This window comes from Amycolatopsis sp. NBC_00348, from assembly GCF_036114655.1.
In the GTDB taxonomy this organism is placed as follows: Bacteria; Actinomycetota; Actinomycetes; order Mycobacteriales; family Pseudonocardiaceae; genus Amycolatopsis.
In genome coordinates this window covers 3,792,049-3,811,441 of sequence record NZ_CP107994.1, presented here as the reverse complement: position 1 = coordinate 3,811,441, position 19,393 = coordinate 3,792,049, and the positions used below count along the sequence as shown (strand labels likewise).

At 71.9% G+C, this 19,393-nt stretch carries 14 protein-coding genes; 8 read left to right on the top strand and 6 right to left on the bottom strand.

Annotated features, from left to right (window positions below; all coding sequences use genetic code 11):
- Positions 1 to 51 precede the first annotated feature (51 nt).
- Positions 52 to 3,741: a CARDB domain-containing protein gene (locus OHS58_RS16330; RefSeq protein ID WP_442875563.1), complete on the top strand. Its 3,690-nt coding sequence runs from the start codon at positions 52 to 54 to the stop codon at positions 3,739 to 3,741.
- Positions 3,742 to 3,798: 57 nt separating this feature from the next.
- Here the strand turns inward: OHS58_RS16330 and OHS58_RS16325 are convergent, their stop codons facing one another.
- Both OHS58_RS16325 and OHS58_RS16320 read right to left on the bottom strand, forming a co-directional pair.
- Positions 3,799 to 4,629: an adenylate/guanylate cyclase domain-containing protein gene (locus OHS58_RS16325; RefSeq protein WP_442875538.1), complete on the bottom strand. Its 831-nt coding sequence runs from the start codon at positions 4,627 to 4,629 to the stop codon at positions 3,799 to 3,801.
- 193 nt (positions 4,630 to 4,822) lie between these two features.
- Positions 4,823 to 5,707: an SDR family NAD(P)-dependent oxidoreductase gene (locus tag OHS58_RS16320; protein WP_328648840.1), complete on the bottom strand. Its 885-nt coding sequence runs from the start codon at positions 5,705 to 5,707 to the stop codon at positions 4,823 to 4,825.
- 97 nt (positions 5,708 to 5,804) lie between these two features.
- On the opposite strand from OHS58_RS16320, the gene OHS58_RS16315 reads away from it, so the two are divergent.
- Positions 5,805 to 6,452, top strand: a complete 648-nt coding sequence (locus OHS58_RS16315; RefSeq protein ID WP_328648839.1) for a TetR family transcriptional regulator — start codon at positions 5,805 to 5,807, stop codon at positions 6,450 to 6,452.
- A 15-nt stretch (positions 6,453 to 6,467) separates the two neighbouring features.
- On the opposite strand, the gene OHS58_RS16310 is transcribed toward OHS58_RS16315, so the two are convergent.
- The 3 genes from OHS58_RS16310 to OHS58_RS16300 form a co-directional block, all read right to left on the bottom strand.
- Entirely contained in the window at positions 6,468 to 6,881 is a 414-nt protein-coding gene (locus OHS58_RS16310; RefSeq protein ID WP_326953808.1) for an ATP-binding protein, read from the bottom strand.
- Between the two features lie 621 nt (positions 6,882 to 7,502).
- Positions 7,503 to 7,976 (bottom strand): SRPBCC family protein, encoded by a 474-nt coding sequence (locus OHS58_RS16305; RefSeq protein ID WP_326949017.1) that lies wholly within the window; start codon positions 7,974 to 7,976, stop codon positions 7,503 to 7,505.
- Between the two features lie 135 nt (positions 7,977 to 8,111).
- Positions 8,112 to 8,567 carry an SRPBCC family protein gene (locus OHS58_RS16300; RefSeq protein WP_328648838.1) on the bottom strand — a complete coding sequence of 152 codons (456 nt, stop codon included), beginning with the start codon at positions 8,565 to 8,567 and terminating at the stop codon, positions 8,112 to 8,114.
- Between the two features lie 119 nt (positions 8,568 to 8,686).
- On the opposite strand from OHS58_RS16300, the gene OHS58_RS16295 reads away from it, so the two are divergent.
- From OHS58_RS16295 to OHS58_RS16285, 3 genes are all read left to right on the top strand, one after another.
- On the top strand, positions 8,687 to 9,118 hold the full coding sequence (locus OHS58_RS16295; RefSeq protein WP_326949018.1) for a DUF6292 family protein: 432 nt from the start codon (positions 8,687 to 8,689) through the stop codon (positions 9,116 to 9,118).
- 115 nt (positions 9,119 to 9,233) lie between these two features.
- Positions 9,234 to 11,633 carry a glycoside hydrolase family 32 protein gene (locus OHS58_RS16290; RefSeq protein ID WP_328648837.1) on the top strand — a complete coding sequence of 800 codons (2,400 nt, stop codon included), beginning with the start codon at positions 9,234 to 9,236 and terminating at the stop codon, positions 11,631 to 11,633.
- 268 nt (positions 11,634 to 11,901) lie between these two features.
- Positions 11,902 to 12,057, top strand: coding sequence for a hypothetical protein (locus OHS58_RS16285; protein ID WP_328648836.1), 156 nt, complete (start codon positions 11,902 to 11,904; stop codon positions 12,055 to 12,057).
- A gap of 1 nt (position 12,058) precedes the next feature.
- On the opposite strand, the gene OHS58_RS16280 is transcribed toward OHS58_RS16285, so the two are convergent.
- Positions 12,059 to 12,736 carry an SDR family NAD(P)-dependent oxidoreductase gene (locus OHS58_RS16280; protein ID WP_328648835.1) on the bottom strand — a complete coding sequence of 226 codons (678 nt, stop codon included), beginning with the start codon at positions 12,734 to 12,736 and terminating at the stop codon, positions 12,059 to 12,061.
- A 101-nt stretch (positions 12,737 to 12,837) separates the two neighbouring features.
- Between OHS58_RS16280 and OHS58_RS16275 the strand changes: the two genes are divergently transcribed.
- From OHS58_RS16275 to OHS58_RS16265, 3 genes are all read left to right on the top strand, one after another.
- Positions 12,838 to 13,677, top strand: a complete 840-nt coding sequence (locus tag OHS58_RS16275; RefSeq protein WP_328648834.1) for a helix-turn-helix transcriptional regulator — start codon at positions 12,838 to 12,840, stop codon at positions 13,675 to 13,677.
- A gap of 109 nt (positions 13,678 to 13,786) precedes the next feature.
- Complete coding sequence (locus OHS58_RS16270; RefSeq protein WP_328648833.1) at positions 13,787 to 15,799, top strand: phosphocholine-specific phospholipase C; 2,013 nt, start codon at positions 13,787 to 13,789, stop codon at positions 15,797 to 15,799.
- A gap of 116 nt (positions 15,800 to 15,915) precedes the next feature.
- A complete protein-coding gene (locus OHS58_RS16265; RefSeq protein ID WP_328648832.1) occupies positions 15,916 to 19,269 on the top strand; it encodes a glycosylhydrolase-like jelly roll fold domain-containing protein in 3,354 nt (1,117 codons plus the stop codon).
- Positions 19,270 to 19,393 lie beyond the last annotated feature (124 nt).

Genomic DNA, 19,393 nt, shown 5'->3' with positions numbered 1-19,393 from the left:
ACTCTGGCTCCCCTCCTGCTGTCTCGAAGAAGAGAAGACGCCATGACTCGTATGCGCCTGTCCCGGCTCGTCGCAGGTCTCCTCGCCGCGGGGCTCACCCTCACCGGGCTCGCCTCCGCGGCCGGTGCGCCACCACCGTCACCACCCTCGGAAACCGCCCAAGTCCGGCCGGCCGCGCTTGCGGACGTGCCGCTGACCCGCACCGTGTCGGCCAGCAGTGCGCTGCCCGGCTATCCCGTCGCCAACACCGTCGACGGCAACCAGGACACCTACTGGGAGTCCGCGAACAACGCTTTCCCTCAGTGGCTCCAAGCCGACCTCGGGTCGGCCAAGTCGCTCTCGCGAGTTGTGCTGAAACTGCCCGCGGCCTGGGAGTCCCGCACCCAGACCCTCGCCGTGCGCGGCAGCGCCGACGGCACCTCGTTCACCGACCTCGTCGCGGCCAAGGGGTACGCGTTCACCCCCGGCGGCAACACCGTGACGATCCCGGTGACGGCGTCGGCCCGGTACGTGCGGCTGAACATCACCGCCAACACGCAGTGGCCCGCCGCGCAGCTCTCGGAGTTCGAGCTCTACGGCGCGGACACCGGTGACACGCAGGCGCCGACCGCGCCGGCGAACCTCGCGCTGACCGAGCCCGGCTCCGGCCAGATCGGGCTGAGCTGGTCGGCCTCGACCGACAACGTTGGCCTCACCGGCTACACCGTCTACCGGGACAACGCGCCCGTCACGACGGTCACCGGCACCACGTTCGGCGAGACGCGCCCCGCGGGTACGCGCGTCGAGTACTTCGTGCGGGCCAAGGACGCCGCCGGCAACGAGTCCACCGACAGCAACCACGTGGTGCGCCAAGGCACCCAGGCCGGCCAGAACCTCGCCGTCGGCAAGCCGATCGAGGCGTCGTCGACGGTCAACGACTTCGTCGCCACCAACGCCAACGACGGCAACACCGCCACGTACTGGGAGTCCGCCGCGGGCTACCCGAACACGCTGACGGTGAAGCTCGGCGCCAACGCCGACCTCGACTCGGTCGTCGTGAAGCTCAACCCGGACGCGGCCTGGGGCGCGCGGACGCAGAACTTCGAGGTCCTCGGCCGGGACCAGGGAGCGACCGCGTTCACGTCGCTGAAGGCCCGCGCCGACTACCGCTTCGACCCGGCCGGCAACCAGAACTCGGTGACCATCCCGGTCAGCGGGCGGGCCGCGGACGTCCGGCTGCAGTTCTCCGCCAACTCCGGCGCGCCCGGCGGCCAGGTCGCCGAGTTCCAGGTGCTCGGCACCCCGGCGCCGAACCCGGACCTCGTCGTCACCGGCACGTCCTGGACGCCGGCGAACCCGACCGAGACCAGCCAGGTCGCCGTGTCGGCGACGGTGAAGAACGCGGGGACCGCGAACGCGGCCGCGACCACCGTGAACGTCAGCCTCGGCGGCACGGTAGTGGGCAACGCGGCCGTCGGCGCGCTCGCCGCGGGCGCGTCCACCACGGTGACCGTCAACGCGGGCACCCGGCCGCAGGGCACCTACAGCGTGTCCGCGACCGTCGACCCGGCCAACACCGTGGTCGAGCAGAACGACACCAACAACACCTACACCTCACCGACGCAGCTCGTCATCGCGCAGGCGCCGGGGCCGGACCTCGAGGTCACCGGCATCACGTCGAACCCGCCGAACCCGGCGGTCGGCGCGGCGGTGTCGTTCACCGTCGCGGTGCACAACCGCGGCACGAGCAGCGCGGGCGCGTCGGTGACCCGGGTGACCGTCGGCAGCACCACACTCGACGCCACCACCGCTGCGATCGCGGCCGGTGCCACGGCGAACGTCGCGGTGCCGGGCACGTGGACCGCCACCAACGGCGGCGCCACCCTGACGGCGACGGCCGACGCGACGAACACCGTCGCGGAGACCAGCGAGTCCAACAACGCGCTCTCGCGGGCGATCGTCGTGGGCCGCGGCGCGGCGGTGCCCTACACCGAGTACGAGGCGGAAGCCGCGCAGTACCAAGGCGAATTGCTGACGGCGGACCCGCTGCGCACGTTCGGGCACACGAACTTCGCGACCGAGTCCTCGGGCCGCCGGTCCGTGCGGCTGGCGAGCCAGGGCCAGTACGTCGAGGTCACGTCGACGAACCAGTCGAACTCGATCGTCGTGCGCAACTCGGTGCCCGACGCCGCGGCCGGCGGCGGGCAGGACTACACGCTCAGCCTGTACGTCAACGGCGCGTTCGCCCAGAAGCTGACGCTCTCCTCGACGCACAGCTGGCTCTACGGCACGACCGACGACCCCGAGGGCCTCACCAACCGGCCCGGGGGAGACGCGCGGCGGCTGTTCGACGAGTCCCACGCGCTGCTCGCGCAGTCGTACCCACCGGGCACGAAGTTCAAGCTGCAGCGGGACAGCGGCGACAACGCGGCGTTCTACGTCCTCGACCTGGTCGACCTGGAGCAGGTCGCCCCGGCGACGGCGAAGCCGGCCGAGTGCACCTCGATCACCGAGTACGGCGCGGTGCCGAACGACGGCGTCGACGACTCCACGGCGATCCAGCGCGCGGTGACCGACGACCAGAACGGCGTCATCGCGTGCGTGTGGATCCCCGAAGGGCAGTGGCGGCAGGAGAAGAAGATCCTGACCGACGACCCGAACGTGCCCAACGGCGGTGGCCAGTACAACCAGATCGGCATCTCCAACGTGACGATCAAGGGTGCCGGCATGTGGCGCTCGCAGCTGTACTCGCTGATCCAGCCGCAGGACGCGGGCACCATCAACCACCCGCACGAGGGCAACTTCGGGTTCGACATCGACAAGAACGTGCAGCTCTCCGACATCGCCATCTTCGGGTCCGGCCGGATCCGCGGCGGTGACGGCAACGCCGAGGGCGGCGTCGGCCTCAACGGCCGGTTCGGCACCGGCACGAAGATCGCGAACGTCTGGATCGAGCACGCGAACGTGGGCGTGTGGGTCGGCCGGGACTACGGCAACATCCCGGCGCTGTGGGGGCCGGCCGACGGCCTCGAGTTCAGCGGCATGCGGATCCGCGACACCTACGCCGACGGCATCAACCTCACGAACGGCAGCCGGAACTCGCGGGTGTTCAACTCGTCGTTCCGCACCACCGGTGACGACTCGCTCGCGGTGTGGGCGAGCCAGTACGTGAAGGACCCGTCGGTGGACATCGGGCACGACAACGTGTTCACCAACAACACGATCCAGCTTCCGTGGCGTGCCAACGGGATCGCGATCTACGGCGGGTACGGCAACAAGATCGAGAACAACCTCGTCTACGACACGATGAACTACCCGGGCATCATGCTGGCGACCGACCACGACCCGCTGCCGTTCTCCGGGCAGACGACGATCGCCAACAACGCCCTCTACCGCTGCGGCGGCGTGTTCTGGGGCGAGCAGCAGAAGTTCGGCGCGATCACGTTCTTCGCGCAGAGCAAGGACATCCCGGGGGTGACGTTGCGGGACACCGAGATCCACGACTCGACCTACGACGGCATCCAGTTCAAGACGGGCGGCGGCGTGGTGACCGCGGCCGTCACGAACGTCAAGATCGACAAGTCGAACAACGGCGCGGGCATCCTCGCGATGAGCGGCGCCCGCGGCAGCGCGACGCTGACGAACGTGGCGATCACGAACTCGTCGACGGGCAACGTCGTCGTCGAGCCGGGTTCGCAGTTCGTGATCAACGGCGCGCCGATCCCGGCAGTGGTCGCCTCAGGCCGCCGCGAGACGCGGTAGCCGGGTCTGCCGCAGCTGGTCGTGAGTGTTCAGGGCGGTTAGAACCGCCCTAAACACTCACGACCAGGGCGGGCCTTCGGAGCCGTAGCGGGGGACCACCGCGAACACCTCGAGGTCGGTGGGCGCGCCCTTCGCGCGGAACTTGCGGCGACGGCGGACGGTGAACCGGTCGCGGTCGAGGTTCGCCAGGACGTCGCCGGTGATGAGGACCTCGCCGCCGCCGGCCGCGTCCATGATCCGGGCGGCGATGTTGACGTCGACGCCGAAGTAGTCGCGGCCGACGCGGCGCGGGCGGCCGGTGTGCAGGCCCGCGCGCAGCTGGGGGCGGTAGCCGTCGAGGTCGATCGCACTGACCGCGCCGCACGTCTCGTACGCCGCTTCGACCGCGGCCGCGGGGTCGGCGAAGGCGGCCATCAGCCCGTCGCCGAGGCCCTTCACGACGCGGCCGCGGTGGCGGGCGATCGTCGCCTCGCTCGCGGTCGACACCGCGCGCAGGAGTTCGAGGGCCCGCGCGTCGCCTGCGTCGAGGGCCCAGCTGGAGAAGCCGACCAGGTCGGTGAACACGATCGTCGTCTCGCCGGTGTCGCTTTCGCGGCCCTGGGCGACGGCCTGCCACACCTGCACCGCCGCGAGCCCGAGCTCCCGCATCGCGCTGGGCTGCTCGACTTTCGCCTCGGCCAGCAGCCGCGCCACCCGGTCGGACGGGTGGCCCGCGGTCGTCGACAGCGCGTCGCCGAGGTCGCGGTCGCCGGGCACCAGCCGCCGCACGACGCGGGCGGATCGCACCAGGCCCGGCCGCCGGTCGGCCGCCCGCAGCAGGTCGACGAACCGCGCGACTTTCCGCGTCCGGTCCGGCTGTCCGTCGTGGCTGTCCGTCACCAGCCGCATGCTACCGGGAGGTAGCCTTCCCGGCGGCCGGAACGTGACGGGCTCCGCTCAGGCCCGGACATCGGGAAAGCTCGCGTCGCTGCCACGTCGTGGTCGGCGGCCCGCTGGGCTGCACCCACGACGGCGAGCGCCTGGTGGTCGCCCGCGTCGATGGGTGGCGGTGCGGCGCTGCCCGGAACGCGGCAGGCTCTGCTCAGGCGCGGACGTCGGGAAGGCTCGCGCCCCGCTGCCGTTGCCAGGCGTCGCCGGCTTCGTCGTGGTCGGCGGAGCGGCTGAGCTGTTCCCACTCCGCGTCGATCTCGGTTCGGCGGGTCCACGTCTCGCGGCCGAACTCGTAGGCGTCGCTGCCGGCCAGCAGGCGCAGCGGCGGCTCGGCCAGCCCGGCCACGGTCAGCACCAGCCGGGCGACCTTCGCCGGGTCGCCGTTCGCGACGTTCTCGAAGCCCGCCATGGCTTCGGCGGACGCGCCGACCGTCGCCGCGTACGGCTCGCTGATCGGTGGCGTCGTCATCGACGACCCCGCCCAGTCGGTGCGCATCCCGCCCGGCTCCACGACCGTCACCTTGATGCCGAGCGGCGCCACCTCGGCGGCGAGCGCCTCGCTGAAGCCGCCGACGGCCCACTTCGCCGACTGGTAGGCGGTCATCCCGGGGCTGCCGATGCGCCCGCCGACCGACGAGATCTGGATGATCCGGCCGCCGCCCTGCCGGCGCAGGACCGGCACCGCCGCCTTGGTGACGTGGACCGTGCCGAAGAAGTTGGTCTCCAGCTGCCGCCGGAACACCTCCAGCGACGTGTCCTCGAGGGACACCCGGTCGCCCTGACCGGCGTTGTTGACGACGACGTCGAGCCGGCCGAACGCGGCCACCCCGCCGGCCACCGCGGCCTCGGCCGCGGCCGGGTCGGTGACGTCGAGCGGTTCGAGGTGGACGCGGTCGCCGTAGCGCTCGACGAGGTCGGCGAGCGTGCGCGGGTCGCGGGCGGTGGCGACCACGCGGTGCCCGTCGGCGAGCGCCTGCTCGACGATCCGCCGGCCGAGCCCGCGCGACGAACCGGTCACGAAGAACACTGAACTCATGAACCCTCACTCCGTCAGTTAACGCAACGTCCGTGCGTTAACTCGAACGTAGGCGCGCCGGCGAGTTAAGTCAAGCCGCGTGCGTTAACGTGATGGGGTGACCCGGCCCAAGCAACGCGCCCGATCGCCGCTCGACAAGGAGCTGCGCCGGACCGCGCTGCTCGACGCCGCCCGGGACCTCGCGATCGAGCGCGGAGCGCGCGAAGTGACGCTCGCCGAGGTGACGGCCCGGGTCGGGCTGCACGCCTCGGCCGTCCGCCGCTACTTCGAATCGCGCGAGGAACTGCTGCTGGAGCTGGCCGAGCGGGGCTGGTCCGACTGGCGGGCGCACCTGGTGGCCCGGCTCGCGGACGCGCGCGACCTGACGCCGGACGAGCTCGCCGACGCCGTCGCGGCGTCGCTCGAGGAACTCCCGCTCTTCTGCGACCTGCTGACCCACGTCGTGCTCAGCCTGGAAGGCGCTGTGCGGCTCGAACGCGCGCGCGCCTACAAGCTCTCGGCCACCGAGGACTACGACGTGATGACCCAGGCCGTGGTCGGCACCGGTTCCGGCCTCGACCACGACGCCGCCCGGGCGCTGCTGACCGCCGCGATGAGCATGGGCGCGTACTTGTTCCAGCTGTCCCGCCCGTCCGCGACCCTGCGCGAGCTTTACGCGCAGGAGCCGCGGTGGGCGCACGACGCGCTCAGGTTCCGGGCGCAGCTCACCGGCCTGCTCACCGCGGTCGTGCGCGGGCTCCGCTGATCAGCCGGCCGGCGGTCAGTCGTCGTCGTCCTTGGCGGGGCGGGTGAGGTCGATCTCGGCCCACACGGTCTTGCCCGTGCTGCGCTGCCGCTGGCCCCAGGAGACCGTGATCGCGTCGACGACTTCGAGGCCGTGGCCGCCGCTGTCCGACGGGGTGCGGCGGCACGCGGGGTCCAGGCAGGCGTCGTCGACCTCGAGGCAGATCCAGCCGCGTTTGCGCAGCAACCGGACCTGACGCGGGGGTTCGCCGTGCCGGAGGGCGTTCGAGGTCAGCTCGTCGAGCACCAGGACGACGTCGAGGCGCTGGTGCTCGGGCAGGTCCCGCAGCACGCGGTGGGCCCACGCCCGGACCGCGGGCAGCTCGCCGAAGTCGTCGGCGACCTCCAGCGCGACCACTCGCAGGTCGTCGTGGGTGCGTGTCGGCTGCATCGCGGCCTTGTCCTCCTGTATCACCGTTCCGCGCCTGGTGGGGGCTCGTCCCTCGGCCGGTCCGGCGCCGGGCCGTGGGTGCGCTCGGCGCACCCACGACCCGGTGTGCGGTCCCGGTGCCGCCGCGTCGAGGGGGGAGTGAACGCGACGGAACCCGGGACCTCGGCCCGCTCGCGAGGGGAGAAAGCCGAGCGGGTCGCACTAACGGAATTCCCGCACCGGACGTGGTGCGAAACCTGGCATTCCGGTGAACCGCCGGATCGGCCCGACCGCGGGTCGAAGTCCCCCTGCCCGCCGCGGATCTCTGACCGTTGCGTCTTGTGTCCTGAATGGACGGTGGCCTTCCGGCACGCCGATGCCGGTGCCCGCGAGGCCCGGGACGGTCGGGGGGAAGCCGTCCCGGGCCGCGGACACCGGCACCGGTGGTCGACGACGACCGCGCCTGTGGTCTCCGTCTGCTGAAGAAGACGCGATTCGCTGCATGAACGTTACAGCCGTCGGGCCCGAACGGCCGGCCCCCGGGTACATCTCACGGTGGGGAGCCGGCCGTCCGGTGACGCGATGGGCTCCTCGGCAGGACCCATCGCGGTCGGTTCGCGTCCTGCTACGCGGCTTTCGGACCTACTTCGTGTGCTGACCCGGGCGGTCGACGTCGCCGCGCCAGGCGCCGGTCTCGTGACCGTCGCGGGTTTCGATGAACTTCTTGAAGCGGTCGAGGTCACCCTGGACGCGGTGGTCGAGGATGCCGGTCTTGTCGGCGACGTTCTCGACGAAACCCTCGGGGTCGATGTCCATCTGGACGGTGACCCGGGTGTGGGTGTCGTCGAGGCGGTGCACGGTCACGACGCCGGCGTGGTTCGGGCCGGTGTCGGACTTCCAGGCGACCCGCTCGTCGCGGTTCTGCTCGGTGATCGTGGCGTCGAACTGCTTGGTGACGCCGGCGACGCTGATGGTCCAGTGGGTGTGGGTGTCGTCCACCTGGTCGATGCGGTCGACACCGTCCATGAACCGGGGGAAGTCGGTGAACTGCGTCCACTGGTTGTAGACGGTGCTCACATCGGCTTCGACGTCGACGGACTTGGTGATCGTGCTCATGCCGCGGTCAGCTCCTTCTAGTGATTTCGGGTACCGCACCTGCAGTGCACGGCCACCCCACGGCTACCCGCTCGGCGGGAGCCCAAACCGATCCAGATTCGATGCATCGCACTTGTCCGTCTACTGTGGACTCGGTCACGGCTGGACGCGCGCCAGCCGGCCGACGGCGAGGTCGCCCAGCCGCGCCAGCGACTCGGCGTTGCGCGGCCGCAGCAGCAGTCCCTGGACGGCCTCCGGCAGCACCTTGGCCGGCCCGCGCACGACGTGCTCGGTCATCCGGACGAGCGTCCGCGTGCCGCCGTCGTGCGGGACGAGCGTGAGGCCGACCGCGGCGGCCCCGGTCGGCCACGCTTTCGCCTCCAGCGACAGCGAGACGCCGGTCTCCACCGCGACGACGGTGGTCTCGTCCTGCAGCTGCAGCGGCCAGGAGCCGACGCTGTGGTGGATCCGGCTCCCGACGGCGGGCCAGCCCGCGTCGACGGCCCGGATGTGGGAGCTGCCCACTACCCACCCGCCGTAGGACCAGCCGTCGGCGAGTACGGCGAAAACGGTCTGCGGTGGTGCGTCGACCACCCGGCTGACCTCGGTCATGGGGCTCTCCGTTCGTTCTGCGCGAAGCCGGCCGGGTACCCCGTACCGGGCCGTCCCACGCGGCCACGTCCGGGAAACCCGATCGGCACGATCGGAGACCGGCGGCTACCGTGACGCCCATGGAGTCCTCGGAACCGGACCTGATCCGGGCGCTGGAGCGCGGGCTCGGTGCGTACGTCCAGGCCGTCGCCGCCGCGATCGGAGTCCCCGCGGAGGGCACGACGGTGGAGATCAGCGACACGGCCACGGCCTACCTCGGGCTGTCGCGGCCCTGGCCGGGCCGCCCGCGGCACGACGTGATGCTGGTGTGGAGCGAACGCCGCGGCTGGACGGTCGCGGTGGAGACCGCGCCCATCGAGGACCCGGTCGTGCTCGCGCGCTGGCCGGGTGACGAGCTCGTCCCGCCGCCGGAAGAAGTGGCGCGCTTCGTCGACGACGCCGCCGCGGGCCGCAGTGCCGGCAAGGACCGCGTCACGGCGGTCCCCGTCACCCGCCGGACCCTGGCCGAGCGCCTCGACGAGTACGTCCCGTTGCAGTCCGACCAGGTGTAGCCCCGGGATTTCTGTCCGCTCAAGTCTCGCGAAACCCCCCGATCCGCCGTTGTGGCCGGCGTCACGCCTGTGCCACCGTCGATGCTGACAACGTTGTCTCCGAAGGGTGAGGCTCGTGGTTCGCATCGCCCGCGTGTCGCTCGTCGTCCTGCTCGCCGCCTTGGCGGTCTTCGTGCCCGTGGCTCCCGCGAGCGCGGGCACCGTGGCCGACTACCCGGAGTTCCCCTACCCGGCGACCACCTACCAGGAGCCGTTCCGGGGGCAGTTCCACTTCAGCTCGCAGGCCGGGTGGATGAACGACCCCAACGGGCTGGTCTACGCCAACGGCCTCTACCACTTCTTCTACCAGCACAACCCGCACGGGCTCGAGTGGGACACCATGCACTGGGGCCACGCCACCAGCCCGGACCTGGTGCACTGGACGCAGAAACCGATCGCGCTGGAACCCGGTGTGCACCCCGGCACCCTGTTCTCCGGCGGCGGGGTCGTCGACCGGGACAACACCTCGGGGCTGAAGACCGGCGCGCTCGACCCGATCGTCGTGTTCACCAACACCGACGGCGTCAGCGTCTACTACAGCAACGACAACGGCCGCAGCTTCCAGCCGTACGACCAGGGGCGCAAGCAGATCGAGATCCCGGCGGAGAGCCGGGACCCGAAGGTGGTCTGGGACGCCGCCCGCCACCGGTGGGCCATGGTCGTCTGGTCGAACCGGGGCGGCTACGGCGTCGACCTCTACACCTCGCCCGACCTGCTGCACTGGAGTTTCGCCAGCCGGTACGCGGCGGACTGGCTCTTCGAGTGCCCGGACCTGTTCCCGATGACGCTCGACGGCGTGCAGCAGTGGGTGCTGACGTCGGGGACGAGCGAGTACGTCGTCGGCTCGTTCGACGGCACGACGTTCCGCACCGACCGGCCGCAGCCGAAGAAGATGAACCAGGGCACCACGTTCGCCGGCGGCACGTTCTACGCCGCCGAGACGTTCTCGAACGCCCCGGACGGCCGCGTCGTGCAGATGGCGTGGCAGGGCGGAAACCGCGGCAGCACCTGGACCGGCGACGCCACCTTCCCGGCGGAGCTGAAGCTCGTCGGCTCGCCCGACGGCCCGCAGATCACGCGGACGCCGGTCGCCGAGCTGGACTCGCTGCGCGCCGACACCCGGAGCTGGCAGAACCGGACGGTGAGCCCCGGGAGCAACCTCTTCGGCGGGATCCTCGCCGACACCTACGAGATCACCGCGACCTTCGACGTCGCGACCGCGACCGCCGGGCAGTTCGGGTTCGCGCTGCACAGCCGCTCCGACGGCAGCGCCGACCGGACCGTGGCCTACGACCGCGCGGCGGGCACCCTCTACGGGAAGCCGCTGGCGCCCACCAACGGCGAGGTCACCATTCGGCTGCTGGTGGACCGCGGCCAGCTCGAGGTCTTCGGCGGCGACGGACGGTTCTCCGTCGCCGACAACGTGAACTTCGATTCCGCCGCGGTCAGCCAGGGCATCCGGCTGTTCGCGACCGGGGGACAGGTGCGGCTGAAGAGCGCGAAGTTCACCCGGCTGAGCACGAGCTGGGGCACCGCGCAGTCGACGTTGGAGAGCAACCTGGCGGGCCCGTGGCACGCGGCGGGCGGGTCGTGGACCGACACCAGCGGCGGCAAGCAGGCCCAGGCCGGCGGCGACGCCTTCTACCTCAGCGCGAGCACCGCGGCCGACGCCGTCTACCAGGGCGACGTCCGGCTCGACACCGCGCAGGCGGCCGGGCTGACCTTCCGGGCGACCGACGACGGCGCCGGCTACACCGCGAACATCGACACGAGCGGAGTGGTCAAGCTGTGGCGGCCGGGCCGCGACATCGCGACCTACGCGACGCCCATCGCGGCCGGCAGCACCCACCACCTGGAGGTGCGCACGACGGGCGCCCGCATCCAGGTCCTGCTCGACCACGGCACCACACCGGTCATCGACGCGACCGACGACGTCTACGCGTCGGGCCGCTTCGGCGCGAACGCCTACCACGGCACGGCGACCGTGCAGAACCTGAACACCGGCCCCGGTGGCCTCGACGCGTTCACGTCCGGCGCCTGGACCGCCCGGGGCGGCACCTGGACGACCACCCCGGACGGCCTGCGCGGCCGCTCGCCCGACAACGGCTTCTACCTGAGCGACCGCACCGGAACGGACTTCACCTACGACGGCGACGTCTCGGTCACCAACGGCACCGCGGCCGGCCTGACCTTCCGCGCGGCCGCCGACGGCACCGGCTACACCGCGAACGTCGACAGCAGCGGAGTGGTCAAGCTCTGGCGGCCGGGCCGCGACATCGCGACGTACGCGACGCCGATCACCGAGGGCCGCACGTACCACCTGACGGTGCGGACGACGGGCACCCGCATCCAGGTCTGGCTCGACCACGGCACCACCCCGATCATCGACGCCACGGACACTGCGTACGCCGCCGGGAGGTTCGGCGTGAACGGCTACGCGGGCAACACGCTCGTGCAGCACCTGGCGATCACCTGAGTCACCAGCCGAGTTCGGCGTGGTCTTCTTGGAGGTGCCCGTGGGTCCGTTTTCGCTGACGCCGGCCGCGCTGACAACGGCGCCTGCATCCGCGTTTGGCTCGACCACGGCACCACCCCGATCATCGACGCGACGGACACCGCGTACGCCGCCGGGAGGTTCGGCGTCGACGGGCGATGCGGGGAACACGCTCGCGCAGCACCTCGTGGTTACGTGAGCTGAGCTCGGAATCGCCTTTCCGGAGGGTGCGTGTGGGGTGTCCTCGCCGATGGCGGTCGCGCGAGCGGGCACCCGCATCCAGGTCTGGCTCGACCACGGCACCACCCCGATCATCGACGCGACGGACACCGCGTACGCCGCCGGGAGGTTCGGCGTGAACGGTTACGCGGGCAACACGCTCGTGCAGCACCTGGCGATCACCTGAGTCACCAGCCGAGTTCGGCGTCGTCCTCCTGGAAGGTGCCCGTCGGGCCGTCCTCGCCGATGACGGCCATCCGGACGATCGTCCGGGCGCTGACCTCGACCGGGCGGCCGTGGGGGTTCTCGATGCCGCCGAGCTTGGTCGCCGTGTAGCCCGGCTCGACGGCGTTGAACTTGACCTCCGGCACCGCCCGCGCGTACTGGACCGTGAGCATCGAGACCGCCGCCTTGCTCGCGGCGTAGACGATCGCCGACACCTGCGACGCGGGCCGCGCGGGGTCGTGGTTGGCCGTGAACGAGCCCAGTGCGCTGGAGATGTTGACGACGACCGGGTTGGCCGACTTCCGCAGCAGCGGCAGCGCCGCCTCGGTCACGCGGACGATCCCGACCGCGTTCGTGTCGAACACCGCCAGCGCCTCCGGGCCGTTGAGGGCGAGCAGGGCGATGCCGGCGTTGTTGACGAGCACGTCGAGCCCGCCTTCGAGCTGGTCGAAGGCCGCGGCGACGGACGCGTCGTCGGTGACGTCCAGCCGGACGAACCGGGCGCCGACCTCGTCGGCGGCCGCGCGGCCGTGAGCGGCGTCACGGGCGCCGAGGTAGACGGTGTGCCCGGCGGCGACGAGCTGGCGGGCGGCTTCCTTGCCGAGGCCCCGGTTGGCCCCGGTGATCAATGTCGTGGTCATGAACCGAGCTTGCGAGGCCGACAGCGAGATAGGCAGTCGTGCCGTTTTCGTAGGACTGCCAGGGCCAGGACAAGGCCGCCGCGGTCGCGCACACTGGAGGCGTGGAGACGTGGGAGTTCGGCCGGATGGTGCGCCGCTGTCGCGACCGCGTCGCGCCCGAGACGGCCGGGGTGCCGGTGGGCCGCCGCCGGCGGGCGACCGGCCTGCGCCGCGAAGAGCTCGCCGGCCTCGCGGGGATCTCCGCCGACTACCTGACCCGGCTCGAACAGGGCCGGGCGACGTCGCCGTCGGTGCAGGTCGTGGAGGCGCTGGCGCGCGCCCTGCGGCTGGCCGACGGCGAGCGTGACCTGCTGTTCCGGCTGGCCGGGCACGTCGCGCCCGGGCTCGACGTCGTCCCGTCGCGGATCACCCCGAGCGTCCAGCGCCTGCTCGACCGGCTGGCGCACACGCCGGTCGCCGTCTACGACGCCACCTGGACGCTCGTCGTCGCCAACGCGCCCTACGACGCGCTCATGGGGGAGACGACGGCCTGGCGCGGGATCGAACGCAACGCCGTCTGGCGCCACCTCGCCGGCCCCGGCACCCGCGCCGTCCACACCCCGGAGGAACACGCCGGCTTCGTGGCGCAACTGGTCGCCGACCTGCGGTTGAACGTGGCGCGGTATCCGGCCGACCGGAGCGTCACCCGGCTCGTCGACCAGCTGTCGCGGAGCCCGCGGTTCGTCGAGCTCTGGGACGCCGGTGCCCCGGAGCCGAGCCAGGAGACGTCGAGGCACAAGGTCGTCGACCACCCGCTGGTCGGCCGCATCACCCTCGACTGCGACACGCTCATCGTGGCCGCCGACGACCTGCGCATCATGGTCTACACGGCCGAACCGGGCACCGAGGACGCCGAGCGCCTCGACCTGGCGATCGTGCTCTGCACGCAGACGCTCGTCTGACGAGCCGTTGACCTGGGCTTCACCCGGTGTTCCCCCGCGGCGGTGGTGGTTTCCCGGCGGGGCGGGCGATACTGGCGCGGATCCCGGCCACCACACCTCCGGAGTGCTCATGACGGACGTCAACCGCAGGCGGTTCTTGCAGCTGACCGGCGGCACCGCCGCCCTTTCGGTCCTTTCGGGCAGCATCGCCCGCGCGGCGGAGATCCCCGCCCACCACCGCACGGGCACCCTGCGCGACGTCGAGCACATCGTGGTCCTGATGCAGGAGAACCGGTCGTTCGACCACTACTTCGGCACCATGCGCGGCGTCCGCGGCTTCGGCGACCCGCGGCCGGCGACGCTGCAGTCCGGCAAACCCGTCTGGGCGCAGTCCGACGGCAGTCGCGACATCCTGCCCTTCCACCCCGATGCGGACAACCTGGGCCTGCAGTTCATCCAGGACCTCCCGCACAGCTGGAACGACACGCACACGGCGTGGAACCGGGGCAAGTACGACAAGTGGGTCCCCGCCAAGGGGTCGACCACGATGGCGTACCTGACGCGCGAGGACATCCCGTTCCACTACGCGCTGGCCGACGCGTTCACGATCTGCGACGCCTACCACTGCTCGTTCATGGGCTCGACCGACCCGAACCGCTACTACATGTGGACCGGCTTCACCGGCAACGACGGCACCGGCGGCGGGCCGGTCCTGGGCAACGACGAAAAGGGCTATTCCTGGACGACCTACCCCGAGCGGCTGGAGAAGGCCGGGGTGTCGTGGAAGATCTACCAGGACGTCGGCGACGGCCTCGACGCCGCCGGCGGCTGGGGCTGGATCGACGACGCCTACCGCGGCAACTACGGCGACAACTCGTTGCTGTACTTCAACTCCTTCCGCAACGCCAAGCCCGGCGACCCGCTCTACGACAAGGCCCGCACCGGCACGAACGCGAAGGCCGGCGACGGCTACTTCGACCGGCTGCGCGCCGACGTCAAGGCCGGGACGCTGCCGCAGGTCTCGTGGATCACGGCGCCGGAGGCGTTCTGCGAGCACCCGAACTGGCCGACCAACTACGGTGCCTGGTACCTGGCGCAGGTGCTCGACGCGCTCACCGCGAACCCGGAGGTCTGGAGCAAGACCGCGCTGCTGGTCACCTACGACGAGAACGACGGCTTCTTCGACCACGTGCTCCCGCCGTACGCGACGGCCGGGCAGTCCACTGTGGACACGACCGGCGAGATCTTCGCGGGGTCGGCCTCGAACCCGGCCGGCCCGTACGGCCTCGGCCAGCGCGTGCCGATGATGGTCGTGTCGCCGTGGAGCAAGGGCGGCTGGGTGTGCTCCGAGACGTTCGACCACACGTCGATCATCCGGTTCATCGAACGGCGGTTCGGGGTGCGGGAACCGAACATCACGCCGTGGCGGCGCTCGGTCTGCGGCGACCTGACGTCGGCGTTCGACTTCGCGCGCGCCGACACCCACGTGCCGCGGCTGCCGGACACGGCCGCCTACCGGCCGCCGGACCGCGAGCGGCACCCGGACTACGTGCCCGCGGTGCCCGCGAAGGGCGTGCTGCCCAAGCAGGAACGCGGGTTGCGGCCGGCGCGGGCGCTGCCGTACGACCTGGCGGCCGACGCCCGGGTGCACGGTGACCAGCTGACGCTGATATTCGCCAACCACGGCCGGGCGGGCGCGGCGTTCGTCGTGACGTCGCCGTCGGCCGACCCGCGGACCTACACCGCGGGCGCGGGCCGCTCGCTGTCCGGCGCGCTGCCCGCGACCGGCGGGTACGACTTCACCGCCCACGGCCCGAACAGCTTCCTGCGGCAGTTCCGGGGCACCGCGGCCGGGCCCGAGGTGAGCGCGCGCCAGGACGGCGGCTGCGTCGAGCTGACCCTGACCAACACCGGGTCCGACACCGTCCGGCTGACGATCGCGGACGCCTACGGGCGGCGCTCGACGACCCGGCGGCTGCGGCCGGGCGCGCGGGTCGTCGAACGGGTGGACACCGGGCGGAGCAACGACTGGTACGACGTCTCGGTGACGTCGGACCAGGACCCGAAGTTCCTGCGCCGGCTGGCCGGGCACGTCGAGACCGGCCGCCCCGGCACCAGCGACCCGGCGATCCTGACGCGGTGAGCCGATAGGGCTGTCCCGTCGGACAGGATGCCGGTCATGCCTTGACGGGTATGACCGGCATCACGTAACTTCCGCCGTGTCTTGAATCGTTTCAATCCACGGTCGGGGGATCAACGGTGATCGAAAACGACCCGGTGCACACCACGTCGATCGGCGGGGAGTTCCGGCTGTCCCGGCGGCGCGCGCTCGCGCTCGCCTCGGCCGCGGCCATCGCCGGCACGGCCGGCGGGTGGCCGATCGCCTACGCCGCACCGGAAACCGACGGCGCGGCGGGCCGGTTCGCCGACCCGCGGCCGGACTCGCGGCCCACCGTGCTGTGGTTCTGGAACGGCACCGTCACCACCGCGCTGGTGGCCGACGGGCTGGCGGACCTGCGCGACAAGGGCGTGCACGAGGTCCTGGTCTTCCCGTTCGACACGGCGGCGCTGAAACCGGCGTTCTTCACCGAAGACTGGTTCACGATCATCGAGTTCACCCTGCGCGAGGCGCAGCGGCACGGCATGCACCTGTGGCTGTTCAACGACGACTACTTCCCGAGCGGCCGCGCGGGCGGGCTCGTCGTCGACGGCGGGAAGGTCGGCGACCGCGTCTACCAGCCGCGGCCCGACCTGCGCCTCAAGGGCGTCGGGCGCCAGGTCCTGACCGTCCCCGGCGGGGTGCCGGTGCCGCTGGTGAGCCGGGGACTCTCGGTGTCGGGCGGGCGGTTGCTGGTCGACGCCGCGGCCCGCGACGGCGTCACCCTGCTGCGCGAGGGGGCCGGGTGGCAGGACTACGACGTCGTGGCGAAGGTCCGCGTGGAAAGCGCGACGGCCGGGCTCATGGTGCGCAGCACCGACGCGGACAACGGCGTCCTGGCCGACCTGCGCAGCGACGGCGCCGTCGACGTCTGGCAGCAGACCGGCGGCGCGTTCACCCAGCTCCGGGGCGGCACAGCGGTCCCGGGCTTCGACCCGGCCGCGGACCACGAACTGGCCGTGCGCGTCCGTGGAACGAGTTTGACCGTGACGCTGGACGGCGTCGCGCAGCCCGCGGTGGACGGCCTCAAGTACGCGACCGGCCGGGTGGGCGTGCGCTCGGTGGCGTCCCAGCGGTCGTCGTGGGACAGCCTGACCGTGCGCGACGCGACCGGCGGCGTCCTCTACGCCGAGACGTTTGACAGCGCTGCCGCGCTCGACGGCTTCGACCTGCCCGCGACCGGCGTGCCGCTGGTCGCCGCGGCGGCCCGGCCGGCGTCCTCGACGGATCCCGCCACGCTGGTGGACCTGACCGCGCAGGCCCGCGCGGGCGGCACGTGGACGCCGCCCGCCGGGACCTGGCAGCTGGACCTGTTCACCGTCCGCGACCTGAGCACGCCCACCGGCACCGGCCGCGCCTACCTCGACCTGCTCGACGACGAAGCCGTGCGGCTGTTCCTCGACGCCGTGCCGGGGGAGTACGTGCGCCGGTTCCCGTGGGCGCCGGGCGCGGTCCTGCGCGGTTTCGCCGACGACGAGCCCTACCTCGCTTCGGCCGACGGGCCGTTCAACACGGTGCCGTGGTCGCCCACGCTGGACGCGGAGCTGCACGCGCTCGGGACGTCGCCGGGCGTCGCGCTGACCGCGGTGCACGACGCCGGTCTCGGCGACGCCGGTCTGCGACTGCGCGGCGTGTTCTGGCGCGCGGTGAGCAACCGGTTCGCGGCCGCGTACTACAAGAGCCAAGGCCAGTGGCTCGGCGCGCGCGGGCTGAAGCTGATCTCCAACCCGCTGTGGGACGAGTACGGCCCGGGTGAGCAGCTGCGCAGCTCCGGCAACCTGAACACGAACAACCAGTGGGCGCAGGTGCCGGGCACCGACCTGATCTTCGACCACTACCAGCGGGGTTACCACCGCACGCTGTCGCGCTGGCCGGCCAGCACCGCGCACCAGCTCGGGCTGGAGCGCGTCTACCTGGAGGCGATGGGCGGCACCGGCTGGCCGGTCACGCCGTCGTTCGTCCGCGAGGTGGTCGGCGCATTCGCCGTGCGCGGGGTCAACCACACGCTGCTGCACGCGCGGTTCAGCGACGAGAACCAGATCGTCTACCCGCCGCCGTTCCAGCCGGCCAACCCGTGGTGGGCGGTGTCCGCGCCGCTCAACGACTGGATCGGCCGGCTGATGGAAGCGTGCCGCGCACCGGCCCGTGCCCGCACCGCGCTGATCCAGCCGCAACGCGCCGTCGAGTCCACACAGGACACCCCGGCGATGGCCGACCTCGACACGGCGTTCCTGACCACCGCCCACGCGCTGGAGGACGTCCAGGTCGACTTCGACTTCCTCGACGAAGGCGCGCTCGACGCCGACCCGGCGCTGCGGACGCACGCCCAGCCGGCCGGCGCGAAGCTGGTCGTCGGGCAGCAGGCGTACGGGATCGTCGTGGTGCCCCGGACGCCGATCCTGGCCGTCGGGACCGTGCGGACGCTGATCCGGTTCGTCCGCGGCGGCGGCACGGTGGTTCTCGTCGGCGCACCGCCGAGCCGGGAGGCCGGCGGGAACGACGCGGGCCTGCGGGCCGCGCTGACCGAGTTGTTCGCCGCGCGCACGGCGGTCCGGGCGGCCGACCCGGTGGCGGCCGCAGCCGCGGTGGCCGCCGCGGGTGGCGCGGCGGCGAGGCTGGAGCCGCGCCACGACGACGTCCGGGTGCTGCGTCTGGAAAGTGCCGGTCGGCCGCTGTTCGTCGTGCTCAACGAGCGCGCCGACGCCGTGGAGCTGACCGCGACGTTCCCGGCGACCGGCGTGCCCGAGGTGTGGGACCCCGACACCGGCACGACAGCACCGGTGGGCGTCTGGCGGCGAGCGACGTCCGGGAGCACGGCGACCGTCCTGCGCCTGGAACCGAAAGCCACGCTGCTGGTCGTGTTCCGCGCGGAAGCCGAACCCGCGCACGCGGTGAGCGCGTCGGCGCCGGTGGAGCGGGTGCGCGCCGACGGCCGGGCCGCGACCTTGCGCGTGATCGCCCCGGGATCGGTCGGCGTTACTGTGAATGGGGGTGGCCGGACGTTTTCCGGAACGGCCACGGTTTCCGATCCGCTCACGGCCATTCCGTTCGGCGGGGACTGGGTGTTCCGCTTCGATCGTCCGGACGCTTCGGCGATAACGCGTCCTCTGGGTTCCTGGACCGACGTGGACCCGGCGTATTCGGGATCGGCTTGGTACGAAAAGGACTTCGATGTCACGGCGGCGACGTTGTCCGGTCGCAAGTGGACGCTTGACCTCGGCGAAGTCCACGAGGTGGCCGAAATCGAGGTCAACGGGAAGCCGCTCGGATCCCGGTTGTGGGCGCCGTACCGAGTGGACGTCACGGCGGCACTGCGCGCCGGCCGGAACAAAGTACGCGTGCGGGTCACCAACACCGGGGCGAACGCGCGGAGCGAGGTGCTCGCGTCCGGCCTGATCGGCCCGGTGAGCCTGCGGCCGCACCGCCTCGTCGACGTCGCGTTGTCCCGGCACTGACGGCGGCCTGCGGCATTCGGACGCAGCCGCGGGGGCAATCAGTCCAACACAATTCCGTGACGAGGAATCCGCGATTGTGATACATTGTCCTTTAGGGACGGTGCGCAGGCTTCCCGCCTCTACT

Excerpts from the sequence above, each read along its gene's own strand:
- OHS58_RS16300 (WP_328648838.1), bottom strand. The coding sequence starts at position 8,567 with ATGACCGAGGTCAGCCGGGTGGTCGACGCACCACCGCAGACCGTTTTC.
- OHS58_RS16325 (WP_442875538.1), bottom strand. The coding sequence starts at position 4,629 with ATGCGGCTGGTGACGGACAGCCACGACGGACAGCCGGACCGGACGCGG.
- OHS58_RS16305 (WP_326949017.1), bottom strand. The coding sequence starts at position 7,976 with ATGAGCACGATCACCAAGTCCGTCGACGTCGAAGCCGATGTGAGCACC.
- OHS58_RS16295 (WP_326949018.1), top strand. The coding sequence starts at position 8,687 with ATGGAGTCCTCGGAACCGGACCTGATCCGGGCGCTGGAGCGCGGGCTC.
- OHS58_RS16310 (WP_326953808.1), bottom strand. The coding sequence starts at position 6,881 with ATGCAGCCGACACGCACCCACGACGACCTGCGAGTGGTCGCGCTGGAG.
- OHS58_RS16270 (WP_328648833.1), top strand. The coding sequence starts at position 13,787 with ATGACGGACGTCAACCGCAGGCGGTTCTTGCAGCTGACCGGCGGCACC.
- OHS58_RS16320 (WP_328648840.1), bottom strand. The coding sequence starts at position 5,707 with ATGAGTTCAGTGTTCTTCGTGACCGGTTCGTCGCGCGGGCTCGGCCGG.
- OHS58_RS16285 (WP_328648836.1), top strand. The coding sequence starts at position 11,902 with ATGGCGGTCGCGCGAGCGGGCACCCGCATCCAGGTCTGGCTCGACCAC.
- OHS58_RS16330 (WP_442875563.1), top strand. The coding sequence starts at position 52 with ATGCGCCTGTCCCGGCTCGTCGCAGGTCTCCTCGCCGCGGGGCTCACC.
- OHS58_RS16280 (WP_328648835.1), bottom strand. The coding sequence starts at position 12,736 with ATGACCACGACATTGATCACCGGGGCCAACCGGGGCCTCGGCAAGGAA.